The sequence below is a fragment of the Paenibacillus sp. FSL R10-2199 genome (assembly GCF_038000235.1).
Classification (GTDB): domain Bacteria; phylum Bacillota; class Bacilli; order Paenibacillales; family Paenibacillaceae; genus Paenibacillus_AQ; species Paenibacillus_AQ phytohabitans.
The window spans coordinates 4,752,672-4,769,212 of record NZ_JBBOBO010000001.1 but is presented as its reverse complement, the minus strand read 5'-3'; the positions used below and the strand labels follow the sequence as shown (position 1 = coordinate 4,769,212).

The following is a 16,541-nucleotide window of genomic DNA, read 5'->3' as shown; positions in this document are numbered from 1 at the left end:
AATGATAATTCTGTCATCCAAACCGACAATTATTAATTCAAAAAATAACCCGTCAGGCATAAGCCGGCGGGTTATTTTTTGTATGCTCTGAATTTAACAAAAAACACAGTTTTTCGAATAATTCCTATACATGAATGAACCATCCTTCTTCCCGCTCCCCTCTATTTCTAAAAGTATGTAATAAAAAGACGCCCAAATCGCTCCAAGACCAAACTTAAAACACCCTTAAAGCAGTTTAATGTGATAAATGAATTTTTAATAGAAATGCACCTCAAAAAATTCCGAGGTGCATCCATGTTAGATTTAAAAACTTATGTTGTAATGAGCAAAATTCAGATGATACTGCGTCATTGCAGTGAAGTTGGGATTATCTACGACCACATATATTGTTGCTCCAGGCGGAAGCAAAACATTACTAAACGATTGCGCTTCAGCAGTTCCTGCCTTTCCTGTGTAAAGTGGGCCCAGTTCAGCGAGACCATTATTGTAATTAATAATTATACCCGCTCTTGTAGGACCGTTACCACTAAATCCTCCCACATGAACACCAATTCTTTTGAGATTTGTTGTTGTATTTGTCCACTTAAACCAATCTTGATCGGTAGCACTTTGGATGAACAAATCATATATCGCACCACCGTATTCATTCGGTGTAATGGTAAGTGCATTCTCTCTACTATCACCAATTCCAACAACGTAAGGAGTGATTTCGGCCGCTGAAATGTTTTCTTCAGCAAATGCGGAAGCCGATGGGATCATTACTACAGCTGAGATAAGAAGAACAGAAAGAAACTTTTTGATTTTCACAATTCTTCCGCCTTTCCAACTATTGTTAACCGGCCGATTACACTTAAATAATACATCTTTACCTTTTGCTATTATATAGTCCATAAGTTGTCAATTTTTATAATATTCTACCGATATTTTATGTCTATTGTTGTTGAATTATGAACAAACCCCTCCATTCCTGTCATGTGGATTTTTACATGCATATTAATGTAGGGACAAAGCCTCGATATTCAAAGGGGAGCATGAGCTTTAGATGCACTGAGTAGGAAAAGTCCCCTGGCCTATAAACAAAAAAACTGGCGCTCAGAGCGCCAAGGGCTGAAGAACTTGTTTCAAACGCTTACCAAACTTGTATGAGGCGTATAAAGCTTTCACTTGAGACTGACTATTTACAACTGGTCCCGCCTTTGGCGTTGGTTACGATCTGCCCGGGATTCGTACGGTCCTGCGCGTATAATGCATCCTGCTCCGAGATAGTCCGCAGCCCCTGAGTAATGACTATATTGACTCTCCGGGCGTAGCAGCGCTCGATCAGCGCCACTGTAGCCGTCACCCAGGACCGTATGCAGCCCAGCCACGACAAGGATTTAAGCTTTACCTGTTCAAGCGTCAGCATCTTTATAGCCCCCCCTCTTTGACGGCCGGGAAGATCATAAACAGATCCTGCCGCCGGGTATACATGAGATACGTCAGGATCAGCAGGCCCAGGGTTGTGCCGGTTTGAGCTACGGCCAAGGCTGTGGACTTCAACGCAGCATACACCGCTGAATCACCGGAACCGTGTGTGGAATTACAAAAAAAAGCGCGGCTATAAGCAGCAGCGCACAGATGAATGAAATCCCATATGCATGTGCGATTGAAAAGGCAACCCTGCGGGATGCCTGCGCCAGCTCCATTTCTCTTTTTGTGCTAGGGCAATAGACGTTTGAACAATACTCCACACGGTTGTCCTACCCTATCCTCATCATTTCCGCTATTGGCGGAATGATCTGCCTTTAATCGCTGCAGTACTTCAAGAGTTGGCTGCGTAAAAGCTGCCCGTTCTTTGTCCAGGATATCCTGCAGGCGGTCATTGTCCTCCAGGGCACGATCCAGCATCGCACGCGGAACCAACTCGCCTTTTGAGACAGCCCGCCACTGAATATAAGCAAATATGATAAACAAGAACAGTAAGACAACCGACAGCCCACACTTTTCAACCAGTGGCAGCAGCTCTTGTATTGTGGATACCTCTGTGCCCATCCCCCGCTCCCCTTTCCTCTCTCTAATGTAAAAGCCCCCGGATCGACTCCGAGGGCAAAATAAAAACGCCTTCGCAGGCGCTCTCATCCATTCCATATTCTAAAAAATAAGCACCTCTTAAATTCAAGAGGCGCTTGCACTATAACCGTTAAAAAGTGTAGGCTGCAAAATTAAGATGGTACGAAGGAGGTGTTGTTAAATTAGGAGCATCAACTACTAAGTATACTGTGGCTCCAGGTGGGACAAAAATATTTCCCAAGACTTGAGTATTTGTAGTGTTTGCCTTATCAGAATAATACAAATCAGTCTCACCGAAACCGTTGTTATAATTGATTTTGAAGCCCGCTCTGATAGGGCCATTTCCACTATAACCACCTATATTAGCAGCAACCCTCCTAAAACTTGAAGATGTATTGGTCCACTTAAACCAATCTTTCTCGGAAGCGTCTTGTATAAAAAGGTCATAAATAACACCACCGGTGGCCACATCAACCCCATTACTTAGCACAAGCGATATTGCAGATGCCTGAGAATCACCAATACCTATAAGAAATGGTGTTACCTCAGCGGCATTTGCATTGGATTCTGCAAAAGCTGATGCCGAAGGTATCATAAGAACAGCTGAGACAAGAAGTGCAGATAGAATCTTTTTAAATTTCAATGATCTTCCGCCTTTCGATAATTTCGTTAATCGGCCGATTACAAAGTTAATATTATCCTTTTATATGTTTATTTTCCATGGTTCATTAGAATCCATTTTTTATCACAAATATGTAATTTATTGATAATTTAAAATGCCGAAATATGACTATTTTTGATATATAATGTCATTTCGTTTACAACCACTCTGCAAACAGCTACATGAAATCTATCCTCGAATAATTCCCACTATTTATTTGTGGGCATTTTGTGGGCACCACCATTAATTTAAGCAACCCCCACCACCCTCACGCCCACAAACAAAAAAGCCCCCGGCGCTTAGAGCGCCAAGGGCTGCTGTATCCTAGTAAAGCGTCATGTACTGATCTCTTTCCCATTCGTGAACCTGGGTCCGGTAAATATCCCATTCAATTTCTTTAAGTTCGTAGAAGTGGGCCAGCGCATGTTCACCCAGAGCTTCGGTAATAACATGGCTGCGGATCATTTCGTTGAGGGCTTCCTTCAGATCGGACGGCAAGCTTGGGATGCCTTCTTCAATCCGCTCTTCCTCAGACATCACATAGATGTTACGGTCGATTGGAGCCGGAAGATCAAGCTGGCGTTTGATTCCATCCAGACCTGCCTTCAACATTACAGCAAGTGCAAGGTAAGGGTTAGCTGCCGGGTCCGGGTTACGGACTTCAACGCGTGTACTGAGCCCTCTGGAAGCGGGAATACGGATCATCGGGCTGCGGTTGCTCGCAGACCAGGCCACGTAGCAAGGAGCTTCATAACCAGGCACCAGACGTTTGTATGAGTTGACAGTCGGGTTAGTGATCGCAGCAAAAGCACGTGCGTGCTTCAGAATCCCTGCCATGTAATAACGGGCTGTTTTACTCAGACCCAGTGTGTCACTTTCGTCATAAAACATGTTCTCGTTGCCTTTGAACAAGGATTGGTGTGCGTGCATACCGGATCCGTTCATGCCAAATAGCGGCTTAGGCATAAAAGTAGCATGCAGGCCGTGCTGACGGGCTACCGTCTTCACGACAAGCTTGAAGGTTTGAATCTGGTCCGCTGCCTTGATAGCATCGGCGTATTTGAAGTCAATTTCATGCTGGCCGGAAGCCACTTCATGGTGGGAGGCTTCCACTTCAAAGCCCATTTCTTCAAGCGTCAGTACGATTTCGCGGCGGCAGTTCTCCCCAAGATCCATCGGCGCCAAATCGAAATATCCGCCCTGATCGTTCAGTTCAGTGGTCGGGTTACCCTTCTCATCTGTTCTGAACAGGAAGAATTCAGGTTCAGGTCCAACGTTCATAGCAGTAAAGCCCATTTCTTCAGCTTCGAGCAGACAACGTTTGAGGATACCGCGCGGATCTCCGGCAAACGGTGTTCCGTCTGGCATATACACATCACAAATCAGACGTGCAACACGACTATCCGTCACCCAAGGGAAAATCACCCAAGTGCTAAGATCCGGATACAGGTACATATCGGATTCTTCGATCCGGACATAACCTTCGATGGAGGAACCGTCGAACATCATTTTGTTGTCGAGTGCCTTTTCCAGCTGACTTACGGGAATTTCCACATTTTTGATTGTTCCGAGCAGATCGGTAAATTGCAGGCGAATAAACCGGACGTTCTCGTCCTTGGCAATACGCAGAATATCCTCTTTAGAAAAGCTCACTTTACCCTCTCCCTTTCAAAATCTCTATGTTATTTATTAAAAAACCGGGATAGCTCGCCTTGGATTAGAGACACTTGTCCCGGTCTTTTACCGGAAACCAGTTCCTGCTTAAGCAGACGGTGAAGCTGTGAATCGGATAACTCTCTACGCCGAACCTCTGTATCAGGGGTAATGACTGTAGCTTCTTCGGATTCCTTCGAGACAGGATTCATCACCTGCTTAATGCCGGCAATATTAACACCCTTCTCAATCAATGCCTTGATCTCTAGCAGACGTTCAACATCATTAAAGGAGAACAAACGCTGGTTGCCGGATGTGCGCGCGGGTACGATCAGACTGTGCTGTTCATAATAACGAATTTGTCTGGCAGATAGATCGGTTAACTTCATTACGATTCCTATAGGGAATAATGCCATATTTCTGCGGATTTCATCACCCATGACTCATCCAACCTTCCAATGATCTTTTTCTCATCTCATTGTACATTTCCTTATATGGCGTGTCAATGGTATGTGAGTTTTTCTCACAAGATTTCTTTAAGCCAATGAGAGATTAAGTGAACAAAGTGTCAGCTACATGGGACCTGGCTTCCCGCAGTATATCACATAGATCAATCCTCAAGCAAAAGTTCCGTACTGGAAAACAGTTTCGCTCAAACGCGCATCATGCACGACTCCAACTTTTCAGAAACTCCTTATTCAAAAGAAAATGTGACTGGCTAACCTTCAATCACCAGCTCCCCTTCTCCTGCCGGGGTCTCAAATCCGCTCAAAAAACGGGTCAGGATCTCTTCCGTGATTGGAAAAGCGGCATTAGCATCAAAACGCCCGCTCCGGATCTGAAGCCTCCGGCGCAATTCGTCCGGATGGACTTTTAAATGGATCAGTGCCCATACGCCTCCATAACGCTCAATCAGTTGTTTATATTCATTCCGCTTCTGCCGCTGCCAAAAGCTGAAATCGATAACGACATGACGCTTCGCCTGAATCAGCTTCACCAGTTCCCCCCGCAGCCTGATTTCCGATTGTTCCTTAAAGGATTCATAAGCCTGCTCCGGATAATCTACACCAAAACGGCCATGTGTACTCCAAATATCCTCATCGATCGAGAGCCGGACGAATCCCGCTTTCTCCAGCTTCAGCGCAAAGGTTGTTTTCCCCGAGCCAGCCACACCGCACATCATCACTATAACGGGAGCTTCGCTCACATTGTTTTGTTGCGTTAAATATTCTATCGCTGCCGCTTCATTCAGCATAGACTTCATCTCCTCTTCACTTTGAGCATAGGGGAACGCTTCTCCTTAAACTACGTAGATATAGTATAAAACTACTACGGGGTGACTTCTATGAACCAGAATAATCTCATTTGTAAAGCTTGCGGAAATAACACTTTTGCTGAAGGAAAACTGTAGGGCTACGCTAATGTAAGGCCTGTAAATAACTACTTTTCTTTTGGTTCGAAGCTTACATTGACAATTTGCAAAAGATGCGGCGAAGTGGCTTCTATGAAAGTAGACAAATTTGAGAAATTCTAATTCAATCCACCAATGCAAATAACCGGACAGCCATCTGCTGAGTGTCCGGTCAATGTAAGTTCACAATTAATTAAAGTAAATTGCGCTCTCTCATGCTTTGCAGGGCCATTAGTACCCCGTACTTTACATGGGAATAAGTTAATCCGCCCTGCATATACCCGATATACGGTGCCCGGATCGGCGCATCCGCAGATAACTCCAGACTGCCGCCCTGAATGAACGTCCCTGCCGCCATAATGACCGGATGCTCATAACCAGGCATATCCCATGGCTCGGGAACAACGTGGCTGTCTACTGCCGCTGCACGCTGAATTCCCTGCACGAAAGCAATCAGATGCTCAGGTCCGTCAAAAGCTACTGCCTGGATCAGATCCGTCCGCGGCTCATCCCAGGCAGGCTTGGTCGTAAACCCGCAGCGCTGGAATACAGCGGAAGCGAAAATACTGCCCTTCACAGCCTGCCCTACGGTATGCGGAGCCATGAAGAGCCCCTGATACAGTCCGCGCGTCGTCCCCAGCATGGCACCGACTTCTCCGCCTATCCCGGGAGCAGTCAAGCGGTATGCGGCCAATTCCACCAGATCTGCCCGGCCGCAGATATACCCGCCTGTCTCGGCAATTCCGCCGCCAGGATTCTTAATCAATGAACCGGCAACGAGGTCAGCGCCAACCTGAGGGGGCTCCAGAGTCTCGGTGAACTCTCCGTAGCAGTTGTCTACGAATACAATTACATCAGGCTTTAGCGCTTTTACCTTCGCTACCATCTCACCAATCTCAGCAACAGTGAAGGAAGAACGCCAATCATAACCGCGGGAACGCTGGATTCCTATGACCTTAGTTTTATCGTTTACCGCTATTGCAACCTCGTCCCAGTCAATTTTACCGTCAGCCGTCAGTGCAGTCTCGCGGTAGCCGATGCCAAAGTCCGCCAGAGAGCCTGTCCCGTCGCCGGCCTTGCCAACTACCTTATGCAGTGTATCGTAGGGGCGTCCTGTAATGTATAGAAGCTCGTCTCCGGGACGAAGCACACCAAAGAGCGCCGTAGATATCGTATGAGTGCCAGAAGCGAAATGCGGGCGTACGAGCGCCGCCTCGGCGCCGAATACTTCAGCATAGACCAGATCCAGTACCTCACGCCCCCGGTCATTGTAGGCATATCCCGTAGACCCGGCAAAATGAAAATCACTGACATGCTGGCGCTGAAAGGCTTCAATGACCTTCCACTGATTATGATCTACAATTTTATCCAGCCGCTTAACGGCAACTTCAATTTCAAGCTCTGCAGCTTCCGCTGCCTGTAATAGATCCTCTGCAAATACTGCCATTTCCCCTCAATCTCTCCTTACCCTACTTTTACTTGTCAAAGCTGAACACATCTACGCGATTCCAAGAGGAACGGTGTGCGTTTCAGCGAGAAACCCCGCACAGCAGCGCCTGCCCCGAATGATACGAAGCAGAACTGAGGCTGTGCGGGGACTTGTAATGCCTGTACCTATCTTGCACTTATTGCGGTTCGATAAACTCAGCAAGCTTGTAGCTCCATTTATCGTAGTCCTCTTTATTCAGACGAACATTATAGAGTACGTCATTCCCGTCATAATTCTGCTCAAGTACTTCTCCAACCCGGTAGAGCAGTGATGACAGGTCTCCCCGGTCCCCGGGAATCCGGAAGATAAGGGTGTCCCCGGCCAGTTCATCGCTGATAATCCCCGTAATCCTGGTCAGGTCATCCTGATTAAAAGCACTGATCTTCAGGAAGCCCGGACCTGTAGGAAGCATTTCCAGCTGCTCCGGCTGGCACAGATCGGTTTTGTTGAACAAGACGATCTGAGGCTTTCCTGCGGCTCCCAGATCCTGCAGAATAGACTGGACAACATCCATCTGCTCTTCACGCATCGGCGAAGAGGAATCAACGACATGCAGCACCAGATTCGCTTCATTCACTTCCTCCAGTGTAGCCCGGAAGGAGGCTACCAGATCATGCGGCAGGTTCTGAATGAACCCTACAGTATCTGTAAGGACAACTTCTTTACCCCCAGGTAGCTGGAGCACGCGTGAAGTCGGGTCGAGGGTCGCAAACAGCTGGTTCTCAATATAGACATCCGCATCTGTAAGCTGCTTCAGCAGCGTGGATTTGCCGGCGTTGGTATAGCCAACAAGTGCCACCTGTACAGCGCCGCTCTTACGGCGGCGTTCACGGTGCAGCTCACGCGTCTTGACGACCTCATCAAGCTGGCGTTTCAGCTCGGTAATCCGGTCGCGGATATGACGGCGGTCAGTCTCCAGCTTGCTCTCCCCTGGACCTCTCGTACCAATCCCGCCGCCGAGCCGCGACAGATTCTTGCCGTGTCCGGACAGACGCGGAAGCAGATAGGAGAGCTGCGCCAGCTCTACCTGAATGATGCCTTCCCGGGTTTTTGCCCGGCCGGCAAAAATATCAAGGATCAGCTGGGTCCGGTCAATAATCTTCAGATCCAGAGACTCCTCCAGATTCCGTACCTGTGCTCCGGACAGCTCCTGGTCGAAGATCACCGTATTGGCACCCAGTCCGTCAGCGGCCATCCGCAGCTCTTCTACCTTTCCCTTACCGATGAACCATTTGGAATCCGGGGTTTCCTTGTTCTGCCGGATGACATCGAGCACCTCCACTCCGGCCGTTTCAGCCAGCTGGACCAGCTCCTGGAGTGAAAGCTCGGGATCAATGCCCGTGCGTTTGATTTTGTCCGTGACAAGACTGACGAGTATTGCCCGGTCCTGAACATTTGTTTGGGTATCATGTGTGGTGATTGCCATTAATTAAGTGCTCCTTATCTGTATGCATTCATATCTTACAATTTGAAATCCTCCGTCCGCAGGGTCATCAGCTCCTGCTTGCCGGGACTTGTGCTTTCATACTGATTCAGCAGCCGTACCGCCTGCGAGCGCACCGCCTTCTCAATACTGTTGCGCACGTACCTTGCGTTGCTGAAGGCATGCAGACTTTCTGTTTTTTCAAGCAGTAAAGCCTGCTTAAGTTTGAGTATGGCCTGCGGCATCAGAATATAATCGCGTTCTTTGGCCATTAGCTCGGCAATCTGCAGCAGCTGGTCAATCGTATAGTCAGGAAATTCCACCTGAATCGGAAACCGTGAGGGCAGACCGGGGTTGCTCATCAGAAAATAGTCGATTTCTCCGGAATAACCGGCCAGAATCAGCACAAATTGGCTCCGGTGATCCTCCATGGATTTCACCAGTGTGTCGATGGCCTCCTTGCCGAAATCCTTATCTCCCCCACGGGCCAGACTATAGGCCTCATCGATAAAAAGAATGCCGCCCAACGCCTTTTTCACCAGATCCCGCGTCTTCTGTGCAGTATGCCCGATGTATTCGCCCACCAGATCGGCCCGTTCCACTTCAATGAGATGGCCTTTGCTGAGCACACCCATCCGCTGGAACAGCTTCGCAACAATACGTGCTACGGTTGTTTTGCCTGTGCCGGGATTTCCCTTGAAGACCATATGATAGGCCTGGCCCCCGCTGGCGAGGCCGGCTTCACTGCGCATCTGCGCTACCTGCAGCAGGGCATATATCTCAAAAACTAGCTCTTTGATATTATCCAGACCTACTAACGCGTCCAGTTCCCGGCTGAGTTCCTGGAACAGTCCGCTGTGACTGTGATTTTTGGAGGGGGCCGGTCCGCTGGCACTGTCTGCGGGTGAGCTGGCCACCGGCGCCGGATCCTGATTCCTCAGCACAATATTGATCTGCCGTGACGGTCTTCCTTCATCCCGTCCACTTGCCGCCGCTACATGTCCGTTCACCTTGTTCACCTCATTATACAGGGCTGACTTGCTCTAAACAGTCTATTCCGGTACAGGGGGTGTTATTAGCAGTTTCCGAAATTAGCAGATTTATAAAGATAACTGCTGCATTTTCCATTTGGTATAGGCCAGAATTTCGCGTGTCTTGTACTTGAACATCGACATGACCTCAGACTCCGTAACCCCAAGCTCCGGGTTCGTGAACTTAAGCTCACGTGCAATCTCCAGCGCACGGCGGCCATGGAAATCATGCGTAATGATAACCGCAGAAGACAAGCCCTCCTGCTGCATGACAGCCTTACTGAACAGAAGATTCTCATAGGTGCTGGTAGACTGATTCTCCAGATAGATCACATCCTCCGGAACACCATGTGCCGCCAGATACCTCTTCATTCCTTCGGCTTCAGTATACTTGTAATCGGGGTGATCCAGACCTCCGGAAACCACAAAATGGGTGAATACTCCTGAACGATAGAGCTCAAGCGCATAATCCAGCCGCTCCCTCAGACCCGGACTGGGTTCATCCCCCCACATCGACATGCCCAGAATTACACCTGCATCCGCTTTCACCATAGGCGCGGTTGTTTCTGCACTGTTAATTCTGTTAAATGCCACAGCGCACCAGATCAGTCCGGCAACGATAATCAGTATCAGTGCAGCCCACAATATGCGCTTCATACGGTAGTGGCGCTTCCGGGTGACTCTGCGAATGGGAGATGATCCTCTTTGATAGACATACCATTCCATTATTATTTCCTCCTGAACTCTCCGTGATGAAACAATTCGGCACGGTGCTTCAGTGAAAGGGAGAAATAAGGGAAGGCATGAGCATCGATACTGCGCAGTATCGTATTCGCTGTAGACCAGGCTAAATTATAGTCACTGTCTGTAATATCATCCCGTTCCAGCGCTTCCTCCAGCTCATCCTCATCCAGCAAGAACACTTCACCGTTCCACAGCACCACAACATCCAGGTACAAATCATCAAACCAGGGAACCCCTTGGTCTGTTACTCCCTGAACCTTGCAGGTGTCGATATACCATTGTACAATATTCTGCCGTTCGTCAAACATGGCCGTCACAATATAGTGGCTGTCTTTGGGAAAATACTGCAGCCATGAATACCCTTTGTCCGCAATGCGGTATGTATGCCTGCCATAGCTCTTCCACAGCGGCTCCTTCAACCCGTAAATGGTATACAGTGTAATGTAACCGCTGAATTCCCGGGTTTCCACATAGCGGCAGGCAAAATGGCGGCGCGTAATCCGGCGCCAGTTGGCCCGGTCTCCGAATTTACGTTTCATATGAATAACCCTCTCAGATAATGGTGCCTTCAGCTTAACACATTTCGCTTAGACACTCAAAATATCACTGTGATCCCAGTCACCAGAAAACCCCGGCAGCCGGGAATTCTGCAACATGCAGAGCTCCCCGGGCTGCCGGGGTCAAATGGTTCCATGAATTTTATTAAACTACTGCTATCTACTGCGTAGTATTAACACCTTCTACAAAACCGGCATTCGGATCGCTGCCCGGATCTGTAGCGGGATCCGTTACAGGTTCGCCAGTAGTCGCGGTTGCTTCCGGAGCCGGCGTAGGCAGCGGTGTGCTTTGCACTGGAGGCGGTGTTATTTCAGGCGGAGGTGTTACTGTTCCGCCGTTATTGCCGCTGCCTCCATTGCCATTGCCATTGCCGTTGCCGTTGCCGTTACCGTTACCATTTCCGTTTCCGTTACCATTACCATTTCCGTTACCATTTCCGTTGTTGCCGGAGCCGTCATCACCCGGAATACCGCCGTTTCCGGGGTTGCCGCCGTTGCCAGTGTCATCCGTAGGCAGGTTCGGATCGAGTGTTGGTTCAGGTTCCGGCGTTTGCAGTTCATCCTGCACGGACACCGTTACGATATCCGAAGGCTCACTTTCCACATCAAGCTCCGGATAATAAGCTCTTACATAATATTCATAAGACAGTCCCGGCATCGCACTTATATCACCGACACTAGCAGTGCTCGTGTTAAGGAGCTGAGTAAAATCTGCTTCTGAGGTTTCCCGGCGGTATATGCGGTAGTCCACACCTGCAGCTTCAACCGGATTCCAGCTCAGGTTGACCGTCATGGTCGAGGCATCATAAGCCGCCTGCAGACCGGTTACAACCGGAGTCGCCTCAGGTGTCGGTGTAGCTTCAACCTCTGCCGAGCCTTTGGGAACCGGGAACGATTTGGCAGGAACGCCTTCCAGCGCTTCCTCCATGACCTTGCCCCAGAATGCTGCCGCGAGCGGACTGCTGTTCTTGAGCAGATGTTTCTTGCTCGGCTTGTCATAGCCCATCCAGACGGCTGCTGTCCATTCCGGTGTATAGCCGACGAACCAGACATCGCGGTTAGAGCTGATTCCTTCGTAGCCGCTCTGGGTGGTTCCTGTCTTACCGGCTACCGGACGGTTAATTCTCGCTTTTTTACCCGTGCCATCCTGTACGACCTTCTGCATCATCTCAGTCATCTGATAAGCCGTGTCCTCACTCATCACCCGTTCAGCGGTGGTATTGGCCTTGTAGACCGTCTTGTCATCGCTGTCGGCAATCGACTTAATGGAGTAGGCATCCCGCAGCTCTCCGCCATTGGCAAATGCGCTGTAGGCCTGGGCCATCTCCAGTGTATTGGTCCCTTCACTCATCCCGCCGAGGGCAAGCGACAGGTTCTTGTCTTCATCCTTCAGATTGATGCCAAGCTTCTTGGCGAACTGGAAGCCGGTGTTCACACCGATCTCATTCAGCAGCCATACCGCCGGAATATTCTCTGATTTCGTCAAGGCATCCGCCATGCTGATCGTTGTCGAATAGCCATGCAGATTGTTCGGGCAATATTTGCCGAAGCACTGCTTCTCATTGCTCAGTCTCGAATCATTCGTGAATTTGCCGGATTCCAGTGCTGGTGCGTACGCAACCAGCGGTTTGAACGCTGAACCCGGAGAACGCCGGCTGCCGTCAACGCGGCTGTAGCCTTTTTTCTCATAATTGCGACCGCCCATCAGCGCCACAATACTGCCGTTCTCCTGGTTGATGATCGTCATCGAACCCTGCACCAGCTCATCGTCCACGCTTTTCTCGAAATTATCACTGTCGGCAAAAGCATCCTCAATGGTCTCCTGGGCATGCTTATCCATCGTTGTATAGATTTTGTAACCGCCGATATTCAGATCATCTTCGGTAAGCCCGAATTTATCCTCAGCCTCGTCAATAGCATAATCAATGAAAGCCTGGTAACGCTGCTTGCTACTCTCAGGTGGCGTATAATTATAGTCAACAGCCTTTGCCTCATCCATCTGTTCCTTCGTGATCTCTTTCTGATCATACATAAGCTGCAGCACAACCGAGCGGCGTTCCTTGGACAGCTCTGGATTACGCAGCGGATTATAGCGGGAAGGCCCCTTCGGCATGGCAGCCAGAGTAGCGATTTGCCACAGCTCCAGCTTGTTCAAATTACTCTCACCGAAATAACGGATAGAGGCGGCCTTGATACCGTAAATGGTTCCCCCAAAAGGTATCCGGTTCAAATACATTGTGATAATTTCTTCTTTGGTATGCTTATTCTCCAGCGCAACAGCAATCGAAACCTCTGTCGCTTTGCGGAAGAAGGTCTTATCCCGGGTCAGGAAGATATTCTTCGCAAGCTGCTGGGTGATGGTGCTTCCGCCTTCAACCATGCTGCGTGCCGCAATATCCTTCACCGCCGCCCGTCCGATGGACCAGATATCTACACCTTTGTGATCGAAGAACCTTTTATCCTCGGTAGCTACAAAAGCGGTGATCAGCATCTTGGGAAGATCCTCGTATTCCACCGGATCACTTTTCTCCAGAGCGAGCTCTCCGATCAGATTCGCATTCCGGTCAAAAATCTGCGTAGGGGGATTCACCGTCAATTTACCCTGGTTCTCCTCCAGCAGCTTCTGCCCGTTCAGCATAATGAACAAATAGCCGCCCAGCGCACAAAAAATCGCCAGTGCCGTTGCAAAAAACAAACTCCACAATACACGTTTCTTGGTTAGAAATTTCTTCTTTTTCTTTGGTTTCCCTTTGGAATTCGGCGTACTGCTACCTCTGTTTCTATTGCCGCCATTCCTGGTTAGTTGGTCTCTGGACATGTTGCCTCCTGACTCCCTTAGCGGAAAAATCATGAATTATGGTCACGAATGAAAAGAACAACCTTCACAGGTTGCTCTCTCGCACTCTCTATTCAAACGATTGATAAACAAAAAGGTTTCGCTTCAAGGCTGTAAAATCTTAAATCTCGTTATTATTGTCCTGCATCAGCGATACGCTGCGCTGTGGTGTAAACGTGGAAATCGCATGCTTGTACACCATCTGCTGGCGCCCGTCGCTGTCGATGACAATCGTAAAGTTGTCGAAGGCTTTGATAATTCCCCGGATTTGGAAACCGTTAGTCAAATATACTGTAGCAGGGATATTCTCTTTGCGCAGCTGGTTCAAGAACGTATCTTGGATGTTAATGGACTTGTTCATATGACGTACCCCCAATGGTTCAATTAGATTGTTCGTAAGTATATTCAACACCTTAGAGAAACTTTCCTGCTATTATACCATGTATTCTGCAAGCACAGCAATGTAATAAAACAGGCTGAGATATGGTATGTAAAACGTTAACACATGGATGAAATCAGCTCATTTATAAAACCCTTTGAAAGTTAATAAAAGATAAACCCTGATTTTTCAGTTGTTTTTTCTCCCAATCCCCTTTAGTTGAAATGGTTATATTTATGGTTCCCTCCACTACATATTAAATCTTCGGAGCCCTTCCGGTCAATCTCAATAGCTCCAGTATCTGCTGCGGCCCCGCTTCAACAGGTTTATCCGGCACAACAATATCCTCTGAATCAGCAGTGACGCGGGAAGCTTCCGCATAGTCACTCTGGGCAGCTGCTCTGATCGAGCTTTTAACATTTGGTCCCCCCGGTTATCAGTACATTCGGCAAAAAGAGGCATGAAGCGGGATGTAAAAAGATGCTTCGGTAAAGCGCGAATACGCTTTGGAAGCATCCTACAATGTTCGTGCAGCAACCAATGGATTTAATGGGTATAACCTCAAGAGTTATATTGAATTTGCAAAGGTTTGCGCAATTTTATGCTGAATTATTGCGAAAATCTCATTATAGTCCGGACTCTCCTCCACGTCGATCCATTGAATTTCCTTCATGTGGCGAAACCAGGATAACTGTCTTTTGGCAAAACGGCGGGTATCGCGCTTCAGCAGGATCACAGCTTCCTCAAGCGTTGTCTCTCCCTCCAGATAGGCGGCAATCTCTTTGTAGCCCAGTCCCTGCATAGATACAAGGCTTCTGCTGTAGCCGCGCTCAAGCAGTCCCTGAACTTCAGCCACAAGTCCTTCCGCCAGCATCTGATCAATCCGTTCTTCAATACGTTTATATAGTATTTTACGGTCCATAGTCAGCCCTATGAGGCACAACTCATAAGGGGACTCCTTCTTTTGCCCTGAAAGAGAATCGGAAAGCGGAATGTTAGTCTGATGATAGATTTCCAGCGCGCGGATAATTCTTCTCCGGTCATTGGGATGCAGCCGTTCCGCACTGGCCGGATCTACCGCCGCCAGCCGGGCATGCAGCGCTTCCGCCCCATGCTCTTCAGCGTAAGCATCCTGCTCGCTGCGGAAGGCCTCATCCGCCACCGCCTCGGAGAAGCGGAATCCGTAGCACAGGGACTCAATATACAGTCCCGTCCCGCCGACAATAAAAGGCAGCCTGCCCCTGCTGCTGATCTCTTCGATGAGCCGGGTACCCTGCTCCTGAAATTCTGCGGTGGAATAGGCATCAAGCGGATCATGAATATCAATCAGATGATGGGGAATCCCCTTCATCTCAGCTTCGGTGATCTTCGCCGTGCCGATATCCATACCACGGTAGACCTGCATGGAATCCCCGGATATAATCTCGGCACCGAAAGCCCCGGCCAGCTCCAGACTCAGCCTGGTCTTCCCTACGGCGGTCGGACCGAGCAGCACGAGTACCTTGCGTTTAGTCTCTGTTGTCAATGGTGATCACCCCGTACGATGTTTTGGCGCTTGCTCTCAGCAGCTCCGTGAAGCCCAGGCGGGCAAACTCCCCGCTCAGCGCCTTCTCTTTCAGCACAACGGTCTTGCGTGCAACCCTGACCGCCTCAGCCACACTCTCCGCCGACAATGCGGCGGGATTAGCGAACTTACGCAGCGGGGAGATCGCCGCCGAATCCGTCAGCGGTACCCGGAACATGGGGTCGAAATAAACAATATCGACACTGTTGTCCGGCTGAGCCTTCAAATACTCCAGATGATCACCCCGCTGGACATTGATGCGTCGCAGGGCTTCATTCACCTTAATCTGGCCTGAAACATATTGGCTCATCCCTTCCAGCAGCAGCGCATACAGCGGCAGGGAGCTCTCCAGCGCCGTAACCCGGGAATGCTCACCTCCGGTGACGGCAAACAGCAGCGAGTCTCCCCCGAGACCTGCCGTACAATCCAGCACACTGTCGCCGGGCAGCATGCCCGCTGCATCAATCAGGGGGTCTGATTCGCCTCTAATGATCCGTTTCGCACGGACAAACCCCATGCTGGGATGGAACTCCATAGGCGGCATCTCCGGCGTTATCAGCCGGACCGCCTCCTGCAGAACGACCAGGACCTGCTCGTCCCCATATTGATCCACAAGCTTCGCCATGGATAACTTGGCACGGGGCGCATAGAGACAACCGGTGCGCTCAGCCAGAGTCCTGGCCCGGTCTACAATTTCCGGTATCGGGTTAAAGCCCGTGGTTATAATCATGTTGCCTCCGATCT

17 protein-coding genes are annotated in these 16,541 nt (G+C 49.3%); all 17 read right to left on the bottom strand.

Translation table 11 applies throughout. The annotated features are described in order from the left end of the window. Nucleotides 1-303 precede the first annotated feature (303 nt). The 17 genes from NYE33_RS20985 to NYE33_RS20905 all read right to left on the bottom strand — a co-directional run bounded on the left by NYE33_RS20985 (nt 304) and on the right by NYE33_RS20905 (nt 16,527). A complete protein-coding gene (locus NYE33_RS20985) occupies nt 304-807 on the bottom strand; it encodes a hypothetical protein (RefSeq protein ID WP_076243004.1) in 504 nt (167 codons plus the stop codon). Between the two features lie 367 nt (nt 808-1,174). Further along, on the bottom strand, nt 1,175-1,405 hold the full coding sequence (locus NYE33_RS20980) for a M15 family metallopeptidase (protein WP_341067372.1): 231 nt from the start codon (nt 1,403-1,405) through the stop codon (nt 1,175-1,177). A gap of 2 nt (nt 1,406-1,407) precedes the next feature. Continuing rightward, complete coding sequence (locus tag NYE33_RS20975; RefSeq protein WP_197072940.1) at nt 1,408-1,551, bottom strand: hypothetical protein; 144 nt, start codon at nt 1,549-1,551, stop codon at nt 1,408-1,410. A gap of 147 nt (nt 1,552-1,698) precedes the next feature. Beyond that, nucleotides 1,699-2,031: a hypothetical protein gene (locus NYE33_RS20970; RefSeq protein ID WP_341067370.1), complete on the bottom strand. Its 333-nt coding sequence runs from the start codon at nt 2,029-2,031 to the stop codon at nt 1,699-1,701. 148 nt (nt 2,032-2,179) lie between these two features. After that, complete coding sequence (locus NYE33_RS20965) at nt 2,180-2,692, bottom strand: hypothetical protein (RefSeq protein WP_042137893.1); 513 nt, start codon at nt 2,690-2,692, stop codon at nt 2,180-2,182. Nucleotides 2,693-3,034: 342 nt separating this feature from the next. After that, nucleotides 3,035-4,363 carry a type I glutamate--ammonia ligase gene (gene glnA, locus NYE33_RS20960; protein ID WP_039299225.1) on the bottom strand — a complete coding sequence of 443 codons (1,329 nt, stop codon included), beginning with the start codon at nt 4,361-4,363 and terminating at the stop codon, nt 3,035-3,037. Nucleotides 4,364-4,392: 29 nt separating this feature from the next. Further along, nucleotides 4,393-4,803 carry a MerR family transcriptional regulator gene (locus NYE33_RS20955; protein ID WP_019910684.1) on the bottom strand — a complete coding sequence of 137 codons (411 nt, stop codon included), beginning with the start codon at nt 4,801-4,803 and terminating at the stop codon, nt 4,393-4,395. A 278-nt stretch (nt 4,804-5,081) separates the two neighbouring features. Then, entirely contained in the window at nt 5,082-5,618 is a 537-nt protein-coding gene (locus NYE33_RS20950; protein ID WP_341067367.1) for an AAA family ATPase, read from the bottom strand. A gap of 349 nt (nt 5,619-5,967) precedes the next feature. Further along, entirely contained in the window at nt 5,968-7,221 is a 1,254-nt protein-coding gene (locus NYE33_RS20945) for a methionine gamma-lyase family protein (protein WP_042137898.1), read from the bottom strand. Nucleotides 7,222-7,399: 178 nt separating this feature from the next. Beyond that, the gene (hflX, locus tag NYE33_RS20940; protein ID WP_341067365.1) at nt 7,400-8,689 is read right to left on the bottom strand and encodes a GTPase HflX; all 1,290 of its coding nucleotides are present in this window, start codon (nt 8,687-8,689) and stop codon (nt 7,400-7,402) included. Nucleotides 8,690-8,724: 35 nt separating this feature from the next. After that, nucleotides 8,725-9,696: an AAA family ATPase gene (locus NYE33_RS20935; protein WP_042137900.1), complete on the bottom strand. Its 972-nt coding sequence runs from the start codon at nt 9,694-9,696 to the stop codon at nt 8,725-8,727. A 90-nt stretch (nt 9,697-9,786) separates the two neighbouring features. Then, nucleotides 9,787-10,443, bottom strand: coding sequence for a YdcF family protein (locus tag NYE33_RS20930; RefSeq protein WP_042137901.1), 657 nt, complete (start codon nt 10,441-10,443; stop codon nt 9,787-9,789). A 2-nt stretch (nt 10,444-10,445) separates the two neighbouring features. Further along, the gene (locus NYE33_RS20925) at nt 10,446-11,000 is read right to left on the bottom strand and encodes a DUF402 domain-containing protein (protein ID WP_039299253.1); all 555 of its coding nucleotides are present in this window, start codon (nt 10,998-11,000) and stop codon (nt 10,446-10,448) included. A 178-nt stretch (nt 11,001-11,178) separates the two neighbouring features. Beyond that, nucleotides 11,179-13,836, bottom strand: a complete 2,658-nt coding sequence (locus NYE33_RS20920) for a PBP1A family penicillin-binding protein (protein WP_341067363.1) — start codon at nt 13,834-13,836, stop codon at nt 11,179-11,181. Between the two features lie 139 nt (nt 13,837-13,975). After that, nucleotides 13,976-14,215, bottom strand: coding sequence for an RNA chaperone Hfq (hfq, locus tag NYE33_RS20915; protein ID WP_039299258.1), 240 nt, complete (start codon nt 14,213-14,215; stop codon nt 13,976-13,978). 586 nt (nt 14,216-14,801) lie between these two features. Then, on the bottom strand, nt 14,802-15,758 hold the full coding sequence (gene miaA, locus NYE33_RS20910; protein WP_042137906.1) for a tRNA (adenosine(37)-N6)-dimethylallyltransferase MiaA: 957 nt from the start codon (nt 15,756-15,758) through the stop codon (nt 14,802-14,804). Continuing rightward, complete coding sequence (locus tag NYE33_RS20905) at nt 15,742-16,527, bottom strand: class I SAM-dependent methyltransferase (protein WP_042137908.1); 786 nt, start codon at nt 16,525-16,527, stop codon at nt 15,742-15,744. Before NYE33_RS20905 ends, miaA begins: the two co-directional genes overlap by 17 nt. Nucleotides 16,528-16,541: the final 14 nt, after the last annotated feature.

Coding starts and splice junctions, on each gene's coding strand:
- NYE33_RS20905 (WP_042137908.1), bottom strand. CDS start 16,527: ATGATTATAACCACGGGCTTTAACCCGATACCGGAAATTGTAGACCGG.
- NYE33_RS20970 (WP_341067370.1), bottom strand. CDS start 2,031: ATGGGCACAGAGGTATCCACAATACAAGAGCTGCTGCCACTGGTTGAA.
- NYE33_RS20955 (WP_019910684.1), bottom strand. CDS start 4,803: ATGGGTGATGAAATCCGCAGAAATATGGCATTATTCCCTATAGGAATC.
- NYE33_RS20930 (WP_042137901.1), bottom strand. CDS start 10,443: ATGGAATGGTATGTCTATCAAAGAGGATCATCTCCCATTCGCAGAGTC.
- NYE33_RS20945 (WP_042137898.1), bottom strand. CDS start 7,221: ATGGCAGTATTTGCAGAGGATCTATTACAGGCAGCGGAAGCTGCAGAG.
- NYE33_RS20950 (WP_341067367.1), bottom strand. CDS start 5,618: ATGCTGAATGAAGCGGCAGCGATAGAATATTTAACGCAACAAAACAAT.
- hfq (WP_039299258.1), bottom strand. CDS start 14,215: ATGAACAAGTCCATTAACATCCAAGATACGTTCTTGAACCAGCTGCGC.
- NYE33_RS20920 (WP_341067363.1), bottom strand. CDS start 13,836: ATGTCCAGAGACCAACTAACCAGGAATGGCGGCAATAGAAACAGAGGT.
- NYE33_RS20925 (WP_039299253.1), bottom strand. CDS start 11,000: ATGAAACGTAAATTCGGAGACCGGGCCAACTGGCGCCGGATTACGCGC.
- hflX (WP_341067365.1), bottom strand. CDS start 8,689: ATGGCAATCACCACACATGATACCCAAACAAATGTTCAGGACCGGGCA.
- NYE33_RS20980 (WP_341067372.1), bottom strand. CDS start 1,405: ATGCTGACGCTTGAACAGGTAAAGCTTAAATCCTTGTCGTGGCTGGGC.